This window comes from Pseudomonas asplenii, assembly GCF_900105475.1.
In the GTDB taxonomy this organism is placed as follows: domain Bacteria; phylum Pseudomonadota; class Gammaproteobacteria; order Pseudomonadales; family Pseudomonadaceae; genus Aquipseudomonas; species Aquipseudomonas asplenii.
The window spans coordinates 3,520,812-3,538,803 of sequence record NZ_LT629777.1 but is presented as its reverse complement, the minus strand read 5'-3'; the positions used below and the strand labels follow the sequence as shown (position 1 = coordinate 3,538,803).

Genomic DNA, 17,992 nt, shown 5'->3' with positions numbered 1-17,992 from the left:
AAATTATTGATTTTATTGGATTTTATAAAAGTCAGATACTGGCACAATCACTGCAACTATCACTCCATACCTAGCCATCCACGCGCTGACGGAGTTGATAGACATGGACCTGATCCAGGAAAAATTCTCTTCTGTATTCTCCAACTACGAAGTCACCACTCAGCCACGTCCCGACGGCGGAGTGCTGCTGACGCTGCGTGACAGCGACGGCAAGCAGCTCAAACGCTCGATCTCCTACGCCCAGTTGCATACTGCTGAACAACTGACCTGGGTGATCAGCGCGATTCGACGCGACCTCGCCGGCCAGCCCAGCGAACTGCCGTCCATTGCCCTGCTGCAAAGCCAGAACCGTTTCGCCCTGCCGTCCTATCACTGAGCCACGCACTGGGTTATTCACTTAGCTCCTGAATGAGCTTCTGAATGAGTGCCTAACTGAACAGCAGCAGACCGGACCACGCCCGTGCGTCAGACCAGGCCGCGATTGACGGCCTCACCCACGGCGTGGGCCCGGTTGCTCACACCCAACTTGTGATAGATGTTGCGCAGATGGAACTTCACCGTGGCTTCGGATACGTTGCGGATCACGCTGATTTCCCAGACTGTCTTGCCCGCCCTCGCCCACTTGAGCACTTCCAGTTCCTTTTCGCTGAGCGTCTGGGTCTTGGAAAGACGGTTTCGACGATTCTTCTTCAACCCCGGCAGAAGTACCACTTGAACAACATCCTGTTTAAGCGGCTCCCTCTCATCCTTGATATCCACCGACCGATGCCGGGCCGCATGCGCGACAGCGGCCACCCGTCTATCGGGAATGCTCATGTCTGTTTCTCCCTGTGACTTTCAACAGTTCGTACAGTCGTTGTCTGAACAACCGTCGAAAACAGAGAGTTGCACAGAAGCGGGAATTAACAACCAACTACAAACATAAACAGGGATTGCCGACATTTCATTCGGCAGCATCCTACAATTTAAAACATTCACTTCCGACTCAAGTTTTAATCACTCATGCCGTCGGGCACTTGTTTAATGTCGGCAACCTGCCTATTCAGTCGTCAAGACCGGGGAAACGACCGGCCAGATCTTCCTCGACAAAGGTGCTCACCCGCCCTTCAGCCTTGTCGAACAGACGAATCGCCACGCAACGCGGCTCCTCGCCCAGGTCGAACCAGTGCGCGGTACCCGCCGGTATCGAGATCACATCGTTGCGTTCGCACAACACGGCATAAACATAGTCGCCGATGTGCAAGCTGAGCAGGCCCCGTCCGCCCAGAAAGAACCGTACTTCATGGGCATTCTGGTGCTGCGCGCGCAAGAACGCTGCACAGTGCTCGACTCTCTGCGGGTGAGAAGGATCGAGGCTGATGACCTCGCTCGCCACAACACCGAGCCGGCTCATCAACGGCTCGAGTTGTGTCCGACAGGCCTCGAGCACCTGCTCTGCGTCGGTCCCGGGGCGGATCGGCGTGGCCACCGGCAAGCGCTCGAAACGAACGCCCTGCTCCGCCAGCGTCGAGGCAATGTCATCGATGTGGGTCAGCACCTTGTTGGGAAGTTCCGGGCTGCTGACAGGGTAAACGAACAGAATGCTCATGGGCTTCTATTTCCTCGGGAAGGGCTCAGGGCCGGTCCTCTTGCATGCGTGTGGCAATGATCATCGCGGCGGCCAGGGCGGCCAGGCTGGCGATACTGAAGGTCAGGGTCGGCCCCAGGGCATTCCAGCTATAGCCGGCATACAAGGCCCCCAAGGCGCCACCGGTCCCGGACAACGCGGCGTACAGGGCCTGACCCTGGCCTTGCTGACGTGAACCGAAGCTGCGTTGGACGAAATGAATGGCCGAGGCATGAAAACTGCCAAAGGTAGCCGCGTGGAGCAGTTGGGCGAACAGCAACGCCCACAGGTGTTCGGCCAAAGACCCCAGCAGCAGCCAGCGCAAGGCCGCCAGCAGAAAGCTCACCAACAGTACCCGGCGCACGGAAAACCGCGCAAGAATCCGGCTCATGGCCAGGAACATCAGGACTTCGGCTACCACCCCCACGGCCCAGAGCAGTCCGATCAGGCCGCGACTGTAGCCGAGGCTGTCAAGATGCAGGGTCAGGAAGGTGTAGTAGGGACCATGGCTCAGTTGCATCAACGCGACGCAAGCGTAAAAAGCCAGTACGCCGGGTCTGCGCAACTGTTCGAGAAAGCCCTCTCCCGCCGAGCGATTGCCGTGGCTCACGGGTTGCGCAGGGGGGACCCAGGCGGTACTCAGGGCAATACCGGCCATGATCACCACGATCGTCACCGGATAGATGTCCAGGCTCAGCCATTCGAACAACCGCCCCAACAGCACCACGGCCAGGATGAAGCCGATCGATCCCCACAGGCGGATCTGGCTGTAGCGTCCGGGCTGGCCTTGCAGGTGCGCCAGGGTAATGACTTCGAACTGCGGCAGCACGGCATGCCAGAAGAAGGCGTGCAAGGCCATGACCAGCGCCAGCCAGGCATAGCTCTTGTCGAAGATGATCAGCGAAAACGCCAGCAGCGTACAGGCGGCGCCGCACCGAACGATCAGCAGACGCCGGCCGGTGTAATCACCCAGCCAGCCCCAGATATTCGGCGCCACGCAACGCATCAGCATCGGAATCGCCACCAGTTCGCCAATCCGCGCCGGGGCGAACCCCAGGTGGTGGAAGTACAGCGCCAGATACGGCGCCGTGGCGCCGAGCAGGGCGAAGTAGAACAGGTAGAAACCGGACAGCCGCCAGTAAGGGAGCGGCGCTCCCGACATTACAGCTGGCCCAGCACCGGTGTCCCGACACGCACATCCGCATTCTGCGCACGGTGACGCAGCAGGTGATCCGTCAGCACGATTGCCATCATCGCTTCGGCAATTGGCGTGGCGCGGATACCGACGCACGGATCGTGGCGGCCCTTGGTGATGACGTCCACCGGGTTGCCATGGATATCGATGGAGCGGCCCGGGGTGGTGATGCTGGAGGTCGGCTTGAGCGCCAGGTGCGCGACGATCGGCTGCCCCGAGGAGATCCCGCCGAGAATGCCGCCAGCGTTGTTACTGAGGAAACCTTCGGGGGTCAGTTCATCGCGGTGCTCGGTGCCACGCTGGGCCACACTGGCGAAACCAGCGCCGATCTCCACACCCTTGACCGCATTGATGCTCATCAGCGCATGGGCCAGTTCGGCATCCAGGCGATCGAAGATCGGCTCGCCCAGACCGGGCATCACGCCTTCGGCGACGACGGTGATCTTCGCACCGACCGAGTCCTGATCACGGCGCAACTGGTCCATGTAGGCTTCCAGTTCCGGCACCTTGTCCGGGTCGGGGCTGAAGAAGGCGTTCTGCTCGACCGAATCCCAGGTCTTGAACGGAATCTCGATAGGGCCCAACTGGCTCATGTAGCCACGGATGACGATCCCCTGGCTGGCGAGGAACTTCTTGGCGATGGCGCCCGCAGCCACGCGCATGGCGGTTTCCCGAGCCGAGCTGCGGCCACCGCCGCGGTAGTCGCGCTCACCATACTTGTGGTGGTAGGTGTAGTCGGCATGGGCCGGTCGGAACAGGTCCTTGATCGCCGAGTAGTCCTTGGACTTCTGGTCGGTGTTGCGGATCAGCAGGCCGATGGCGCAGCCGGTGGTGCGGCCTTCGAAGACCCCCGAAAGGATCTCCACCTCGTCGGGTTCCTGACGCTGGGTGGTGTGCCGGCTGGTGCCGGGCTTACGCCGGTCGAGGTCACGCTGCAGGTCATCCAGCGACAGCTCCAGGCCTGGCGGGCAGCCATCGACAATGGCGACCAACGCCGGCCCATGGCTTTCGCCAGCGGTGGTGACAGTGAACAGCTTGCCGTAGGTATTGCCGGACATGCAGGGTGCTCCGCGAATCAGATCTAGATAACCGAGTGGCCCAGTATACGCAGGCTGCCCAACTAGTTCATCCTCGAACCTTATCGACGGTTGCGAGTCCAACCGGCACCTTACTCGATGATGGCGTGATGATGCTGCGTGTTCTACTGCTGACCTTGACCCTGTTCAGCGGCCTTGCCCAGGCCGGCGTCGTACTGCAACGGCCAATCGAGCTGGACACCGGCAACGGCCAACTGTTCGGCTCGCTGTTGCTGCCCAAAGCCGACCAGCCAGTGCCGGTGGTCCTGATCGTGGCCGGCTCAGGTCCCACCGACCGCGACGGCAACAATCCGGACGGCGGGCGCAATGACAGCCTCAAGCGCCTGGCCTGGATGCTGGCCCGACATGGCATCGCCAGCGTGCGCTACGACAAACGCGGTGTGGCGGCCAGCCTGGCGGCAACGCCCGACGAGCGCAACCTGAGTGTCGACGCCTACGTGGCCGACACCGTAGCCTGGGGTGAAAAGCTCAAGACCGACCCGCGCCTGGGGCCGCTGATCCTGCTCGGGCACAGTGAAGGTGCGCTGATCGCCACCCTCGCCGCCCCGAAACTGCAGGCTGCGGGTGTCATCTCCCTGTCGGGCAGTGGTCGCCCGGTCGACCAGGTGCTGCGCCAGCAGTTGGCCAAGCGCCTGCCGCCAGCGCTGATGCTGCGCAGTAACGAACTACTCGACAGCCTCAAGGCCGGGCGCCAGGACAACGCCATCCCGCCCCCCCTGGAGCCGATCTTCCGGCCCAGCGTCCAACCCTACCTGATCAGTCTGTTCCGCCAGGACCCGGCGGCGGCCTTCAGCCGCCTGCGAATGCCGGCCCTGATCGTCCAGGGACGCAACGACATCCAGGTCAGCGTCGACGACGCCAAGGCCCTGAAGGCCGCCAAGCCGGATGCGCAACTGGTGATCATCGACGGCATGAATCACATCCTGCGCATCGTGCCCGACGACATCCCGCAACAGCTGGCCTCCTACAACAACCCGCAATTACCACTCGCTGCGGCTCTGGAGCAGCCGATTACGCGCTTTATCGACGGACTTGCTCGCCATTGAGATGATTTTTCCCTCCAGTCCTGGCAGAAACGGCCGATAAGGCCATTGCCGGTATCTATATTGATACCGGCAAGCTGGACACGGACAGGATCTCGCCGAATGACAGAAACTCAAGCGTCACCCGAAAGCACCACCGAAGCCGTCGAACCCGCGCCGGTGGAATTGCCGTGGGCCGATGTGCAACCCGAGCACTTCAAGATGCTGCGTCTGGCCCCGCTGGCCACCGACCGCAACACCGGCGGGCGGCCGTTGCGCTTTGTCCAGTTCGGCTATGCCGAGCGCAACAGCAAGGAACGCAGCCTGCTGCGCATGAACATCCAGTTGCCGGCGCAACGGGTGCGCAAGGAGCAGAACCATCTCGACGTCTGGGTCGACCACAGTACCAAGCGCGTGCACTTCGGGCCCGAGGGCGGCCTGCAGGTGGAGCCGTGGAACCGTGGGATCGGGCGTTTCCTGGTGGCTCAGGCGGCGATCTGGGCGCAGAAGAAATGGTCGCACTATCGCATCGACGGTGCCGCCCTGCAGAACAAGGACGCGCTGAACGAAGACACCCGCCTGCGCCGCGACCATTTCCTGCGGGTCCAGGGGTTCGACGTGGTCTATGCCGATCCCCAGCACCTCAAGGGTAGCTACAAGGACATGCAGGTCGGCGAAATGCTGTCCCAGTGGAACACCGAGAAAGTGCAGTTCGTGGAGATTCTCGAAGCCTCGCAAATGCTCCAGCAGGCCGAGCAGAACCTGCAGGAACAGGAAGTGAAACTGCGCCAGCAGGAAGAACGGGTCAGCAAGTTCAAGCGTGAAGACAGCGGTCTGCGCTTCACCATCACCTGCCTGGTGGCTTTCGCAGTCTTCCAGGCCGGCTTGCTGATCTGGATCGCCACCCACCGCTAACATGGCGCCCCCCACAAAACCTGCGGGGGGCACCCACAGAATCAGACCTTCGAGGCAAACAGCGCCTGGTGCTCGCGGCACTGCTGCGCCGTCAGCATGAACACGCCGTGCCCGCCGCGCTCGAAGTCCAGCCAGGCAAAGTCCACACCCGGATACAACGCTTCGACGTGAACCTGGCTGTTGCCCACCTCGACGATCAGCAAGCCCTTCTCGGTCAGGTGATCCGCCGCTTCGGCCAGCATCCGCCGCACCAGGTTCAAGCCATCGTCGCCGCAGGCCAGGCCCAGCTCCGGCTCATGCTGGTACTCGGCCGGCATGTCGGCGAAGTCCTCGGCATCGACATACGGCGGGTTGGACACGATCAGGTCGAAGCGCTGCCCCGGCAAGCCGTCGAATCCATCACCCTGGACCGTGAACACCCGCTCGTCGACGCCATGGCGCTCGATATTTCGGTTCGCCACTTCCAGCGCATCGAAGGACAGGTCCGCCAGCACCACCTCGGCCTGTTCAAACTCGTAGGCACAGGCAATGCCGATACAACCCGAGCCGGTGCACAGGTCGAGAATTCGTGCAGGTTCGCTCGCCAACCAGGGGGTAAAGCGGCTTTCGATCAGTTCGCCGATCGGCGAGCGCGGAATCAGCACCCGCTCGTCGACGATGAACGGCAGCCCGCAGAACCAGGCCTCGCCGAGCAGATACGCAGTCGGCACGCGATCCTCGATACGGCGCTTGAGCAGATGCTGCAGATGCGTCAGTTCATCGTCTTCCAGGCGGCAATCGAGGTAGCTGTCGGCGATCTCCCAAGGCAGATGCAATGCCCCCAGCACCAGTTGCCGAGCCTCGTCCCAGGCGTTGTCGGTGCCATGACCGAAAAACAGCTCCGCGCCATGAAAACGGCTGACAGCCCAACGGATATGGTCGCGCAGAGTGCGCAGGCGGGAAGTGATCACGGGTAGACTCCTGAAAAAACGACGGACGATTCTAACAGCCAAACGGATGCCGGGTGGAAACAAGGCAAAAAGACATCATTGCGCGCTTTTTCGACCCTCGGCGGTCACCTATTGACACGGCTGCAGGCCAGTAACCACGGTGCTTACGTCGGTAGCGATTCACATAAACGCTCAGCCGGAGGACAATGGGTAAAAGCCCCATGCACAGGAGCCCCCCGAATGTCCGTTCCAAAGACGATGTTTCAACTCAGTGGCCGAGGTTATGCAGCGGCCAATCTGCACCACGCCACCCTGTTGATCATCGATGCCCAGAAAGAATATCTCAGCGGCCCGCTCGCGCTGTCCGGCATGCAGGAAGCTGTCGCCAACATCAAGCAACTGGTCGCTGCCGCCCGCACGGCCGGTCGGCCGATCGTGCATATCCGCCACCTGGGCACCGTCGGCGGTCTGTTCGATCCGCAGGGTGAGCGTGGCGAGTTCATTCCGGGCCTGGAGCCCCAGGGCGACGAAACGCTGATCGGCAAACTGTTGCCCAGCGCCTTCCACGGTACCGGCCTGGAAAAGCACCTGCAGGACTTGGGGCCGCTGGACCTGATCGTCTGCGGTTTCATGAGCCACTCCAGCGTCAGCACCACCGTGCGTGCCGCCAAGAACCTGGGCTTCCGTTGCACCCTGGTGGAAGATGCCTGCGCCACCCGCGACCTCTCCCACAAGGGCCAGATCATCAGTGCCGAGCAGGTCCAGCGGACCGAAATGGCAATCATGGCCGACAATTTCGCTACCCTTGCACTGACCCGGGACCTGATCTGAGCAGGCTGGCCCATGTACGTATCCACCGTACAGGCCACTAGCCTTCACGGGCGGTTCTGACGACCGCCCATCCGCTGGCGCCCCGCTCATTTTCCGATTTCCCCTGCCTGTCCGGAACAAGCCGACCATCTCTCGGTCGAACGGCCGATAATCAAAGAGGAAAATCGGAATAATGAAGATATCCGATGATGGATTCGACGCTCGCCGGCTGCGCCCCAAGGGGCAAAGCAACTGGCGTTCGCGTCTGGGTGCCGGTTTCGCCGCACTGTTGGCGACTTTTGGGGTACTGCTGGCGATGGCCGGCACTGCAAGCCTATTGGGGCATGCCCCGGCCATGGGCGAGTTGAATACCAGCACGGGCGGCTCGGCGACCATTTTGGTGGTTGGCCTGCTGGTGCTGTACGTCGGCGTGTGGCTATGGCGGCGCTGCCGCCGTCGGATGCGCCGTGGCCAGGCGCTGAACATCGCCCCGCACCTGATGAAAAAGCACGACTGACCGCTGTTCTTCCGGGAATCGCCTGTGACTTGAAGCCCGCCACTTGGGTAAACTGGTGATTCCTGCGGAGACTGACATGCAAGACGACGATTTTTCCCTGTTCCAAAGCGAAATCCGCGGTGTAAAGCCGATCAAGCACGATCGTGCCGATACCGGCAAACCCAAGTCTGATCGTACCCAACTGGCCAAGCTGCGCCAGGCGGCAACCGTGCGCAGCGAAGTCACCACGGTGGACGGCCTGTCTGACCAGTTCGTGATCGATGTCGGCCCCGAAGACGATCTGCATTGGTCCCGTGACGGCGTGCAGGAAAGCCAGATGCGCAAGCTCAAGGTCGGCCAGATTCCGTTCGAAGGCAGCCTCGACCTGCACGGCATGACCGTGGAAAAGGCCCGGGAGACCCTCTGGGCATTCCTCGCCGAAGCAACGAAGTTCGAAATCCGCTGCGTGCGCGTCACCCACGGCAAGGCCGTGCGCCTGGACGGCAAGCGTCCGATGATCAAGAGCCACGTCAATACCTGGCTGCGCCAACACGCCCAGGTCCTCGGCTTCACCTCCTGCCAGGCCCGGCACGGCGGCGCCGGAGCGGTGTATGTAATGCTCAAGCGGACGATGATGGAAGGTCGCGACGAGTAACCGGACTGTCATCGAGTTTGCAGGCGGCTGCCAGCCACCGTATCCTTACTCTTTGCGTAAACTCCCCACAGGTAGCTTCATGTCCCTGGAACAGAATTACACCGCGATCCTCGGCCAACTCGGCGAGGACGTCTCCCGCGAGGGTTTGCTCGACACGCCCAAGCGTGCCGCCAAAGCCATGCAGTACCTTTGCCGCGGTTACCAACAGACCCTGGAAGAAGTCACCAACGGTGCCTTGTTCAGTTCCGATAACAGCGAAATGGTGCTGGTCAAGGACATCGAGCTCTACTCGTTGTGCGAACACCACTTGCTGCCATTCATCGGCAAGGCCCACGTGGCCTACATTCCGAGCGGCAAGGTGCTGGGCCTGTCGAAGGTCGCGCGGATCGTCGACATGTACGCCCGACGCCTGCAGATCCAGGAAAACCTCAGCCGCCAGATCGCCGACGCGGTCCAGCAGGTCACCGGCGCCCTGGGCGTTGCCGTGGTGATCGAGGCCAAGCACATGTGCATGATGATGCGCGGCGTCGAGAAGCAGAACTCGTCAATGATCACTTCGGTGATGCTCGGTGAATTCCGCGAAAACGCGGCGACCCGCAGCGAGTTCCTCGCCCTGATCAAGTAGGATCGGGCAACAGAAAAAACCGGCGCTCATCGCCGGTTTTTTTCTGCCTGGGCAAAATCAGGTAAGCTGCACGCCTTCTCCACCGCCCACGAGGCTATCGCGTGTTAGTCAAAGCCCTTCGAGTCGGCCTGGGCCAGCTCATCATCCTCATCGACTTCCTCACCCGCCCGCGCAAGCAGCAACGCAGCGCCCAGGACCAGGCCAAGGTCGATGCCGCCGCCAAGGGACTGACCCTGTATCAGTTCCACGCCTGTCCGTTCTGTGTGAAGACCCGGCGTACCCTGCACCGTCTGAACGTGCCAGTGGCCCTGCGCGATGCAAAGCACAACGAACAGGATCGCCAGACCCTGCTCGAGCAAGGCGGCAAGATCAAGGTTCCGTGCCTGCGCATCGAGGAAAACGGCCAGACCACCTGGATGTACGAATCCAAGGTGATCATCGACTACCTCGACAAGCGCTTTGCCGCAGCCTGAAGCCGTTGCCTGAGCTGAGCACCTGAGAGTCCGACGCCTATCGCAGATAAACCGACACCTCGGTCTATCCGCAAAGCGCCTGCCGCTGGATCAGTCCAGCATACCGACATGCTTGGGATGGCTCGCCACCCGCTGCAGCCAGGCCTGGATGGCCGGGTAGACGCTCAGGTCAAAACCGCCCTGATGTGCGACATGGGTGTAGGCGTACAGCGCAATATCGGCGATCGAATACTGGTCGCCCACCAGATAGGGCGTCTGCTGGAGCTGCTTCTCCATCACCTTCAAGGCCTTGTGCCCACGTTTCTGCAGTTTGAGGTACTCCTCGCGCCGCTCCTCCGGCAAGCCCAGGTAGAACTCGATGAAACGGGCCACCGCGATATACGGCTCATGGCTGTACTGCTCGAAAAACTGCCATTGCAGCACCTGGGTACGCAGCCGCGGCTCGGTCGGCAAAAACTCGCTGCCGTCGGCAAGGAAGTTGAGAATCGCATTGGACTCCCACAGGCAGGTGCCGTCCTCCAGTTCCAGCACCGGCACCTTGCCGTTGGGGTTCTTCGCCAGGAACTCCGGGGTCTCGGTGTCACCCTTGAGGATATCCACCGGGTGCCAGCGATATTCCTGGCCCAACAGGTGCAGCATCAGTTTGATCTTGTAGCAGTTGCCCGACTGGTAATCACCGTAAACCTTGTACATGGCCCTCCCCTTAAGCCGCGTGCGCGGCCTGTGCGTGACGTATGACAGTTGCCAGTCGCTCCAGACCTTCGTCCAGGCGCTGCGGCGCGATATGGCTGAAATTCAGACGCAGATTACCCGGATTACGCTCCGGCTCGGCAAAAAAAGGTTCGCCCGGCATGAAGGCGACATCCCGGGCCAGCGCGGCATCGAGCAGGGTGCGGGTATCCAGCGGCTGCTTGAGGGTCAACCAGAAAAACAAGCCGCCCTGGGGCACCTGCCAATCGGCCAGGTCACAGAAATGCCGATCCAGCGCCTCGGCGAAGGCGTCACGGCGAGCCCGGTAGAAATCCCGCAATTGCAGCAGGTGCTGACGGTATTTTTCCGTACCGATCCACTGCAACGCCTGCCATTGCCCCACACGGTTGGTGTGCAGGTCCGCCGACTGTTTGAGTTTGAGCAGATGCGGGAACAGATCAGGACTGGCGATCAGATAACCGACCCGCAGGCCGGGCGCCAGGGTCTTGGACACCGTGCCGGTATAGATCCAGCTCGCCCGTTTCAGGCGGGCAACGATCGGTACGGCGTCCACGCCATCGTAGCTCAGCTCACGATAGGGCTCGTCTTCGATCAGGGTCACGCCGAACTCATCCAGCAACGCCGCGACGGCCGCGCGCTTGGCCTCGCTGTAGCAGACGCCCGAGGGATTCTGGAAGGTCGGGATCAGGTAGACGAACGCCGGTCGATGTTGTTCCAGGCGAGTGCGCAACTGCTGCAGGTCAGGCCCATCCTGTTCCTGGGCAATAGTCAGGCAATCGGCGCCAAACAACTGGAAGATCTGCAAGGCCGCCAGGTAGGTCGGCCCTTCCAGCAAAATCTCGGTGCCCTGGTCGATATACAGCTTGGCGGCCAGGTCGAGGACCTGCTGGGAACCGCTGACCACCAGCACCTGACTGGCCTGGCAGTCGACCCCCAGGGCCCGTGCCTCGGCCGCCAGCGCTTCACGCAAGGCCGGCTCGCCCTCACTCATGCCGTACTGGCCCATGGCACGCGGCATCTGCTCCCACGCCAACGTCGGCAACATGGCCTCGGCCGGTAGCCCACCGGCAAACGACATCACTTCGGGGCGCTGGGCAGCAGCGAGAATTTCACGAATCAACGAGCTTTTGAGACGCGTAACACGTTCGGAAAAGGCCATGGCAGGTCACCGGTAGCGAAGTCAGAGAAAAATACGTCAAACTGGTTGACCGAAATTACGACGACACGGATCAATACGTCAATATGCTTGACCTTAAAAACTCCAATACCCAGCAGGACGCCATGGAGGCATTCTTCTTCGGCTATCAGGCGTTCACCGCCAAGGCCGACGAAATGCTCGAACGTCGCGGCCTGAGTCGGGTGCACCAGCGGATCGTGTTTTTTATCGGCCGTTACCCGGACCTGAGCGTCAAGGAACTGCTGGATCGGCTGGGCGTCAGCAAGCAGGCGCTGAACATGCCGTTGCGCCAGTTGACCGAGATGGGCCTGGTGCAGAGCCTTGCCTCGCCAACCGACAAGCGCAAACGCCTGCTGTGCCTGACCGTCGAGGGGGCCAGCCTGGAGGAGTCGCTGCGCCGTGAGCAGGTCAAGCTGCTGCAGAAAGCCTTTGCCCAGGCTGGCGAGGCGGCGGTGGATGGCTGGATGGCGGTCAATCGGGCCTTGGGCGACAGTCGCCAGGCCTGATAGCGCTAGAAGCTTGGCGATCCGACTTGCCCGCGAAGCTTCCAGCAATAGAGCAGCAATCCATATAGCCCGTCCCGACGAAATATCGCACACACCATCAAAAACATTATTTGCTTTCTTTGTATACAAAAGCATAATTCACCTCGTGCAAATTCCTGACCTTATGGTCAAAAAACCGCACTCCCTCAAAGAGCCGCTGCCCACGGCAACGTGCCCGGCCCTGGAAATAACAATAAAACTCCCGAGGAGTACTGCTGTGGAAAGCCGCAAATCCGAAGCACCCACGCTGGATCTCTCGCCGCCCGCAAGCACGGGTCTGCTGGAACGCCTGTTCCGCCTCAGACTGCATGGCACCACGGTGAAAACCGAACTGATCGCCGGGGTGACCACATTCATCACCATGGCCTACATCATCTTCGTCAACCCCAACATCATGGCCGATGCCGGTATCGACCATGGAGCGGCCTTCGTCGCCACCTGCATCGCCGCCGCCCTCGGCTGCCTGCTGATGGGCCTCTACGCCAACTGGCCAGTGGGCCTGGCACCCGGCATGGGGCTCAATGCCTTCTTCACCTACACCGTGGTCGGCACCATGGGCTACCACTGGGAAGCCGCCCTCGGAGCGGTGTTCATTTCCGGCGTGCTGTTCATGGCTCTGACCCTGTCGCGGGTCCGTGAATGGTTGCTCAACAGCATTCCGGTCAGCCTGCGTCATGCCATGGGCGCCGGGGTCGGACTGTTCCTCGGTCTCATCGGCCTGAAAACCGCCGGTATCGTCGTCGCCAGCACTGCCACCCTGATCCGCCTCGGCGCACTGCACGAGCCTGGGCCGCTGCTGGCCGCCGTGTGTTTCCTGATGATCGCGATCCTCAGCTACCACCGGGTATTCGGCGCCATCCTGATCAGCATCATCAGCGTCACCCTGATCGGCTGGAGTCTGGGCCTGGTGCAATACCACGGGATCTTTTCCACCCCACCGAGCCTTGCGCCGACCTGGATGGCCATGGATCTGGCGGGCGTATTCAATGTCAGCATGATCAGCGTGGTCCTGGCCTTTCTCTTCGTGCACATGTTCGACACCGCCGGGACGTTGATGGGCGTCGCCCAGCGGGCCGGTCTGGCCAACGCCGACGGTCGCATCGAAAACCTGTCGCGCGCCATGAAGGCCGACAGCGTTTCCAGTGTCTTCGGTGCGGTGGTGGGTGTTCCGCCGGTCACCAGTTACGTGGAAAGTGCTGCGGGGGTAGCCGCAGGTGGTCGGACTGGTCTGACCGCTGTTACTGTAGGCATACTGTTCGTGGCAGCGATGTTCTTTGCCCCGCTGGCTGGCATGATCCCTGCGTACGCGACTGCGGGTGCACTGATTTACGTGGCGATGCTGATGATGGGCAGCCTGGCGCATATCGAGTGGGAAGAGGCGACGGAGAGCATTCCGGCGATCATCACCGCGATCATGATGCCACTGACGTTCTCGGTCGCCGACGGGATCGCCCTGGGCTTCATCACCTACGTGGCGCTCAAGGCAGGGACCGGCAAGTTCAAGGACATCTCCGTCAGCCTGTGGGTACTGTGCGTCATTTTCATCGCCAAGTTCATCTTCCTGTAAGAGAACCCGGCTACTAGCGGCCCCGTTCCGATGGGGCTTTTGCACACAAGGGAAAAACCTGATGAGTCTGGAAACCTGGTTGTTGTTCAGCGCCGCCGCGCTGGTGGTGATCCTTATCCCCGGACCGCTGTCGCTGCTGATGATCAGCAACAGCCTGAACTACGGATTGCGCCGTTCGTATTCGGCCTTTCTCGGCGGTGTCAGTGCCTCGATCTGCCTGCTCAGCGCTTCGGCACTGGGCCTGGGCGCCCTGCTGCTGGCCTCGGAGCAACTGTTCAGCACGCTGAAGGTCGTCGGCGCACTGTACCTGTTCTACCTCGCCTGGCAGAGCTGGCAGCAGTCGCGACAGCCGGCCAGGGCGGCCAATGTGCCCGATGCTGCACCGGCGCCACGCTTTCGTGCCCTGTTTGGGCGCGCTTTCGTGCTGGGCGCGAGCAATCCCAAGGACATCCTGTTCTTTGCCGCCTTCCTGCCGCAGTTTCTCAAGGCCGACCAGCCGTTCCTCGGCCAGTTGCTGGTGATGATCGCCACCTGGACCGTGCTCGACCTGCTGTGCAAGCTGACCTACGGCCTGGGCGCCCATGGAGCGGCGAAGTACCTGCGCAGTGGCAAGGGGCATAGCTGGTTCAACCGGGTCAGTGCCGGGTTGTTCAGTGGGGCGGGAGCGGCGTCCCTGCTGAGCCGGTAGAGCGCGCATCAAGTGATGGCCCTTTCGCGGCGGTTCGGCGCGAAAGGGCCCGAGAGCCCTACACAACAACCGGGCAAAAAAAGGCCCGCAGTGTGAGCGGGCAAGAGAAACGAAGAAGTGCTTGCGCAGTACCCGGGAGGATCTAACTTCCTCTATAGGTCGAATAGCTGTAGGGCGAAATCAGCAAGGGAACGTGATAGTGCTCCTGCTCGGCGCTGATGCCGAAACGCAGCACCACCACATCGAGAAAAGCCGGCTCCGGCAGCGTCACGCCACGGGCCCGATAGTAGTCACCGGCATGAAATTGCAACTGATAGACCCCGGAGCGGTAGTCATCCCCTTGCAGCAGCGGCGTGTCGCAGCGGCCATCGCTATTGGTCAAGACCTCGGCAACCAGCTCCAACGCGGCACCCTCGACCCGATACAACTCGATCCTGATCGAGCTGCCGGGGCAGCCATGCGCGGCATCCAAAACATGCGTAGTCAAACGTCCCATTGCGTCTGCGCACCCGCCCACCTTGTGGCAGACCGGGTTTCGCGCCTCCCGGAGTCAGTGAATGAGAAATCGAACCGCCTGGAAACACCTAGGCAGTGCGACGATGAAATGATTAAGACACTTCCATTGAAAATTGTACACAATAAATTTTACGTTTTTCCGGGTAGGGAGCAGTCCTCTTGAATCTTGACAGAACCTTGTTGATAGACGACCTTGAGTCAATTAGCTGACCAACTGGACAATTTTTAAACCACCCGTATAACCGACGAAATTCGAATGAGATGGGAAAAATCCGGATTACAAATATCCGATAAAGTTGTATACAATTAACTTATCATCGTGATGCTGCCCGACCTGGCCGGGACGCCACGTAACCGCCAACTCGAACAAGAAGGAAGACTGCAGTGAGCGCTGACTACCCACGCGACCTGATCGGTTACGGCAGTAACCCTCCTCATCCCCACTGGCCGGGCAACGCCCGTATCGCCTTGTCCTTCGTGCTCAACTACGAGGAAGGCGGCGAGCGCAATATCCTGCACGGCGACAAGGAGTCCGAAGCCTTCCTCTCGGAAATGGTCGCGGCGCAGCCCCTGCAGGGCCAGCGCAACATGAGCATGGAGTCGCTCTATGAGTATGGCAGCCGCGCCGGCGTCTGGCGGATTCTCAAGCTGTTCAAGCAATTCGATATCCCGCTGACGATCTTCGCCGTGGCCATGGCCGCCCAACGCCACCCGGATGTCATCCGCGCCATGGTCGAGGCCGGCCACGAAATCTGCAGCCACGGCTACCGCTGGATCGACTACCAGTACATGGACGAGGCAAAAGAGCGCGAGCACATGCTCGAGGCCATCCGCATCCTCACCGAGATCAGCGGCGAACGCCCACTGGGCTGGTACACCGGCCGCACCGGTCCGAACACCCGTCGGCTGGTGATGGAAGAAGGCGGCTTCCTCTACGACTGCGACACCTACGACGACGACCTGCCCTACTGGGAACCGAACAACCCGACCGGCAAGCCGCACCTGGTGATCCCCTACACCCTCGACACCAACGACATGCGTTTCACCCAGGTGCAGGGTTTCAACCAGGGCGATGACTTCTACCAGTACCTCAAGGACGCGTTCGACGTGCTCTACGCCGAGGGTGCCGAGGCACCGAAAATGCTTTCCATCGGCCTGCACTGCCGACTGATCGGCCGCCCGGCGCGCCTGGCCTCGCTGCAGCGTTTCCTCGAATACGTGAAGGGTTTCGACCAGGTCTGGTTCACTCGCCGGGTGGATATCGCCCGCCACTGGCACGCCACCCACCCTTACCAGGAGCCGGCACAATGACCGTGTTCCAGACCCTCACGCCATCGACCCTGGATCGCGCAGCCTTCGTCGCAGCGTTCGCCGATATCTACGAACACTCGCCCTGGGTCGCCGAAAAGGCCTTCGACCTGGGCCAGGACACGACGATCGACCAGGTCGAAACGCTGCACCAGCGCATGAGCGATATCCTGTTGAGCGCCGATCATGCCAGCCAGTTGGCGCTGATCAACGCCCACCCGGACCTGGCCGGCAAAGCCGCGATCCAGGGCCAACTGACCGAAGCCAGCACCCATGAACAGGCCGGCGCCGGTATTCATCAATGCACGGCCGAAGAGTTCCAGCGCTTCACCGAGTTGAACGAAGCCTACAAGGCCAAGTTCAAGTTTCCCTTCATCATGGCGGTCAAAGGCAGCGACCGGCAGCAGATCCTCGCTGCGTTCGAAGCGCGCATCCACAACCCGGTGGACACCGAGTTCAAGTGCGCGCTGGCCGAAATCAACAAGATCGCCCTGTTCCGCTTAATGACCCTATAGCGCGCCAGGTCCCGGCGCCGCGGGTGTCCAGGACCAGGTGAATATCCCCAGCCACTTGCTCAAAGGCAGACAAGAAAAATGAAAGCTTACGCCGCACCTTTCGAAAAATTCGTCAACCTGGCCGACGCCCGCCTGGGCACCCGAATCATTTCCGTCACCGACGACTGGTTCGCCGATGCCAACCGCCTGTTCCAGCCGACTCCGGCGGTCTGGAAGGAAGGCGTGTTCGATGACAACGGCAAGTGGATGGATGGCTGGGAGTCGCGCCGCAAGCGTTTCGAAGGCTATGACAGCGCAGTGATCCGCCTGGGCGTGCCCGGCTCGATCAAGGGCGTGGACATCGACACCTCGTTCTTCACCGGCAACTACCCGCCATCGGCGTCGCTGGAGGCCTGCTTCCTGAGCGAAGGCGAGCCGGATGACAATACCCAGTGGGTCGAGGTGCTGCCAGCCGTCGAGCTGCAGGGCAACAGCCACCACTACCATGAAATCAGCAACGAGCAACACTTCAGCCACCTGCGTTTCAACATCTACCCGGACGGCGGCGTGGCCCGCCTGCGGGTGCATGGCATTCCGTACCGCGACTGGTCGGCGGTGGGCGACAACGAGCAGATCGACCTCGCTGCCGCGCTGAACGGCGGCCGGGCCCTGGCCTGCTCCGACGAACACTTCGGGCGCATGAGCAACATCCTCAACCCGGGCCGTGGCGTCAACATGGGCGACGGTTGGGAAACTGCCCGTCGGCGTACACCGGGCAATGACTGGGTGATCGTCGCCCTCGGGCATCCGGGCGAGATCGAGAAGATCATCGTCGACACCCTGCACTTCAAGGGTAACTACCCTGACAGTTGCTCGATCCAGGCCGCCTTCGTCAAGGGCGGCACCGACAGCCAGATCGAAACCCAGAGTCTGTTCTGGCGCGAACTGCTGCCGAGCCAGAAGCTGGAGATGCACGCCGAACATACCTTCGCCGAGCAGATCAAGGCATTGGGTCCGATCACCCACATCCGCCTGAATGTGTTCCCGGATGGTGGCGTGAGCCGCCTGCGGTTGCTGGGCAAGGTCGCGAAGTAACGCACGCGCCCTTGTGTAGGAGCTGGCGATGCGGCGATCCGACTTGCCAGCTCCTACAAGATCACGCC

At 61.3% G+C, this 17,992-nt stretch carries 21 protein-coding genes and 1 pseudogene; 14 read left to right on the top strand and 8 right to left on the bottom strand.

All coding sequences use genetic code 11. The features are described 5' to 3' along the window. The first annotated feature begins 103 nt into the window (after window positions 1-103). Window positions 104-376, top strand: coding sequence for a DUF3509 domain-containing protein (locus BLU37_RS16330; protein WP_090206565.1), 273 nt, complete (start codon window positions 104-106; stop codon window positions 374-376). An 89-nt stretch (window positions 377-465) separates the two neighbouring features. On the opposite strand, the pseudogene BLU37_RS29750 reads toward BLU37_RS16330, so the two are convergent. The 4 genes and pseudogenes from BLU37_RS29750 to aroC all read right to left on the bottom strand — a co-directional run. After that, window positions 466-645: pseudogene (locus BLU37_RS29750) on the bottom strand (response regulator transcription factor); the annotation flags it as partial. Between the two features lie 397 nt (window positions 646-1,042). Continuing rightward, window positions 1,043-1,588 carry an acireductone dioxygenase gene (locus BLU37_RS16320; RefSeq protein WP_090206562.1) on the bottom strand — a complete coding sequence of 182 codons (546 nt, stop codon included), beginning with the start codon at window positions 1,586-1,588 and terminating at the stop codon, window positions 1,043-1,045. A gap of 25 nt (window positions 1,589-1,613) precedes the next feature. Further along, window positions 1,614-2,768 carry an MFS transporter gene (locus tag BLU37_RS16315; RefSeq protein ID WP_090206559.1) on the bottom strand — a complete coding sequence of 385 codons (1,155 nt, stop codon included), beginning with the start codon at window positions 2,766-2,768 and terminating at the stop codon, window positions 1,614-1,616. Then, entirely contained in the window at window positions 2,768-3,859 is a 1,092-nt protein-coding gene (gene aroC / locus BLU37_RS16310) for a chorismate synthase (protein ID WP_019360559.1), read from the bottom strand. Before aroC ends, BLU37_RS16315 begins: the two co-directional genes overlap by 1 nt. Before the next feature lie 128 nt (window positions 3,860-3,987). Here aroC and BLU37_RS16305 point away from each other — a divergent pair, with 128 nt between their 5' ends. Further along, complete coding sequence (locus BLU37_RS16305; RefSeq protein WP_090206555.1) at window positions 3,988-4,944, top strand: alpha/beta hydrolase; 957 nt, start codon at window positions 3,988-3,990, stop codon at window positions 4,942-4,944. Between the two features lie 99 nt (window positions 4,945-5,043). Beyond that, window positions 5,044-5,835 carry a hypothetical protein gene (locus tag BLU37_RS16300; RefSeq protein WP_010449804.1) on the top strand — a complete coding sequence of 264 codons (792 nt, stop codon included), beginning with the start codon at window positions 5,044-5,046 and terminating at the stop codon, window positions 5,833-5,835. A gap of 41 nt (window positions 5,836-5,876) precedes the next feature. Here BLU37_RS16300 and prmB read toward each other — a convergent pair whose 3' ends face one another. Then, window positions 5,877-6,785 (bottom strand): 50S ribosomal protein L3 N(5)-glutamine methyltransferase, encoded by a 909-nt coding sequence (gene prmB / locus BLU37_RS16295; RefSeq protein WP_090206553.1) that lies wholly within the window; start codon window positions 6,783-6,785, stop codon window positions 5,877-5,879. Between the two features lie 219 nt (window positions 6,786-7,004). Here prmB and BLU37_RS16290 point away from each other — a divergent pair, with 219 nt between their 5' ends. The 5 genes from BLU37_RS16290 to BLU37_RS16270 all read left to right on the top strand — a co-directional run bounded on the left by BLU37_RS16290 (window position 7,005) and on the right by BLU37_RS16270 (window position 9,823). After that, entirely contained in the window at window positions 7,005-7,595 is a 591-nt protein-coding gene (locus BLU37_RS16290) for a cysteine hydrolase family protein (RefSeq protein ID WP_090206550.1), read from the top strand. Window positions 7,596-7,767: 172 nt separating this feature from the next. Then, complete coding sequence (locus BLU37_RS16285) at window positions 7,768-8,091, top strand: hypothetical protein (protein WP_090206547.1); 324 nt, start codon at window positions 7,768-7,770, stop codon at window positions 8,089-8,091. A gap of 76 nt (window positions 8,092-8,167) precedes the next feature. After that, on the top strand, window positions 8,168-8,725 hold the full coding sequence (locus BLU37_RS16280; protein WP_029534068.1) for a Smr/MutS family protein: 558 nt from the start codon (window positions 8,168-8,170) through the stop codon (window positions 8,723-8,725). A gap of 79 nt (window positions 8,726-8,804) precedes the next feature. Beyond that, window positions 8,805-9,350, top strand: coding sequence for a GTP cyclohydrolase I FolE (gene folE, locus BLU37_RS16275; RefSeq protein WP_010449813.1), 546 nt, complete (start codon window positions 8,805-8,807; stop codon window positions 9,348-9,350). A 101-nt stretch (window positions 9,351-9,451) separates the two neighbouring features. Continuing rightward, the gene (locus BLU37_RS16270; RefSeq protein ID WP_010449814.1) at window positions 9,452-9,823 is read left to right on the top strand and encodes a glutathione S-transferase N-terminal domain-containing protein; all 372 of its coding nucleotides are present in this window, start codon (window positions 9,452-9,454) and stop codon (window positions 9,821-9,823) included. Between the two features lie 90 nt (window positions 9,824-9,913). Here the strand turns inward: BLU37_RS16270 and BLU37_RS16265 are convergent, their stop codons facing one another. Both BLU37_RS16265 and BLU37_RS16260 read right to left on the bottom strand, forming a co-directional pair. After that, window positions 9,914-10,516 (bottom strand): glutathione S-transferase family protein, encoded by a 603-nt coding sequence (locus BLU37_RS16265; RefSeq protein ID WP_010449815.1) that lies wholly within the window; start codon window positions 10,514-10,516, stop codon window positions 9,914-9,916. A gap of 10 nt (window positions 10,517-10,526) precedes the next feature. Then, the gene (locus tag BLU37_RS16260) at window positions 10,527-11,693 is read right to left on the bottom strand and encodes an aminotransferase-like domain-containing protein (protein WP_090206544.1); all 1,167 of its coding nucleotides are present in this window, start codon (window positions 11,691-11,693) and stop codon (window positions 10,527-10,529) included. Window positions 11,694-11,776: 83 nt separating this feature from the next. On the opposite strand from BLU37_RS16260, the gene BLU37_RS16255 reads away from it, so the two are divergent. From BLU37_RS16255 to BLU37_RS16245, 3 genes are all read left to right on the top strand, one after another. Further along, complete coding sequence (locus BLU37_RS16255; protein ID WP_172833028.1) at window positions 11,777-12,217, top strand: MarR family winged helix-turn-helix transcriptional regulator; 441 nt, start codon at window positions 11,777-11,779, stop codon at window positions 12,215-12,217. Between the two features lie 256 nt (window positions 12,218-12,473). After that, complete coding sequence (locus BLU37_RS16250) at window positions 12,474-13,823, top strand: NCS2 family permease (RefSeq protein WP_090206541.1); 1,350 nt, start codon at window positions 12,474-12,476, stop codon at window positions 13,821-13,823. 61 nt (window positions 13,824-13,884) lie between these two features. Next, window positions 13,885-14,511, top strand: a complete 627-nt coding sequence (locus tag BLU37_RS16245) for a LysE family translocator (RefSeq protein ID WP_090206539.1) — start codon at window positions 13,885-13,887, stop codon at window positions 14,509-14,511. 142 nt (window positions 14,512-14,653) lie between these two features. On the opposite strand, the gene uraH is transcribed toward BLU37_RS16245, so the two are convergent. Continuing rightward, window positions 14,654-15,007, bottom strand: coding sequence for a hydroxyisourate hydrolase (gene uraH / locus BLU37_RS16240; RefSeq protein ID WP_090206536.1), 354 nt, complete (start codon window positions 15,005-15,007; stop codon window positions 14,654-14,656). 404 nt (window positions 15,008-15,411) lie between these two features. Between uraH and puuE the strand changes: the two genes are divergently transcribed. From puuE to alc, 3 genes are all read left to right on the top strand, one after another. Then, complete coding sequence (gene puuE, locus BLU37_RS16235; protein ID WP_090206533.1) at window positions 15,412-16,338, top strand: allantoinase PuuE; 927 nt, start codon at window positions 15,412-15,414, stop codon at window positions 16,336-16,338. Continuing rightward, on the top strand, window positions 16,335-16,850 hold the full coding sequence (uraD, locus tag BLU37_RS16230) for a 2-oxo-4-hydroxy-4-carboxy-5-ureidoimidazoline decarboxylase (protein ID WP_019362753.1): 516 nt from the start codon (window positions 16,335-16,337) through the stop codon (window positions 16,848-16,850). Before puuE ends, uraD begins: the two co-directional genes overlap by 4 nt. A 78-nt stretch (window positions 16,851-16,928) precedes the next feature. Continuing rightward, window positions 16,929-17,924, top strand: a complete 996-nt coding sequence (alc, locus tag BLU37_RS16225) for an allantoicase (RefSeq protein ID WP_010449825.1) — start codon at window positions 16,929-16,931, stop codon at window positions 17,922-17,924. The last annotated feature ends 68 nt before the right edge of the window (window positions 17,925-17,992 follow it).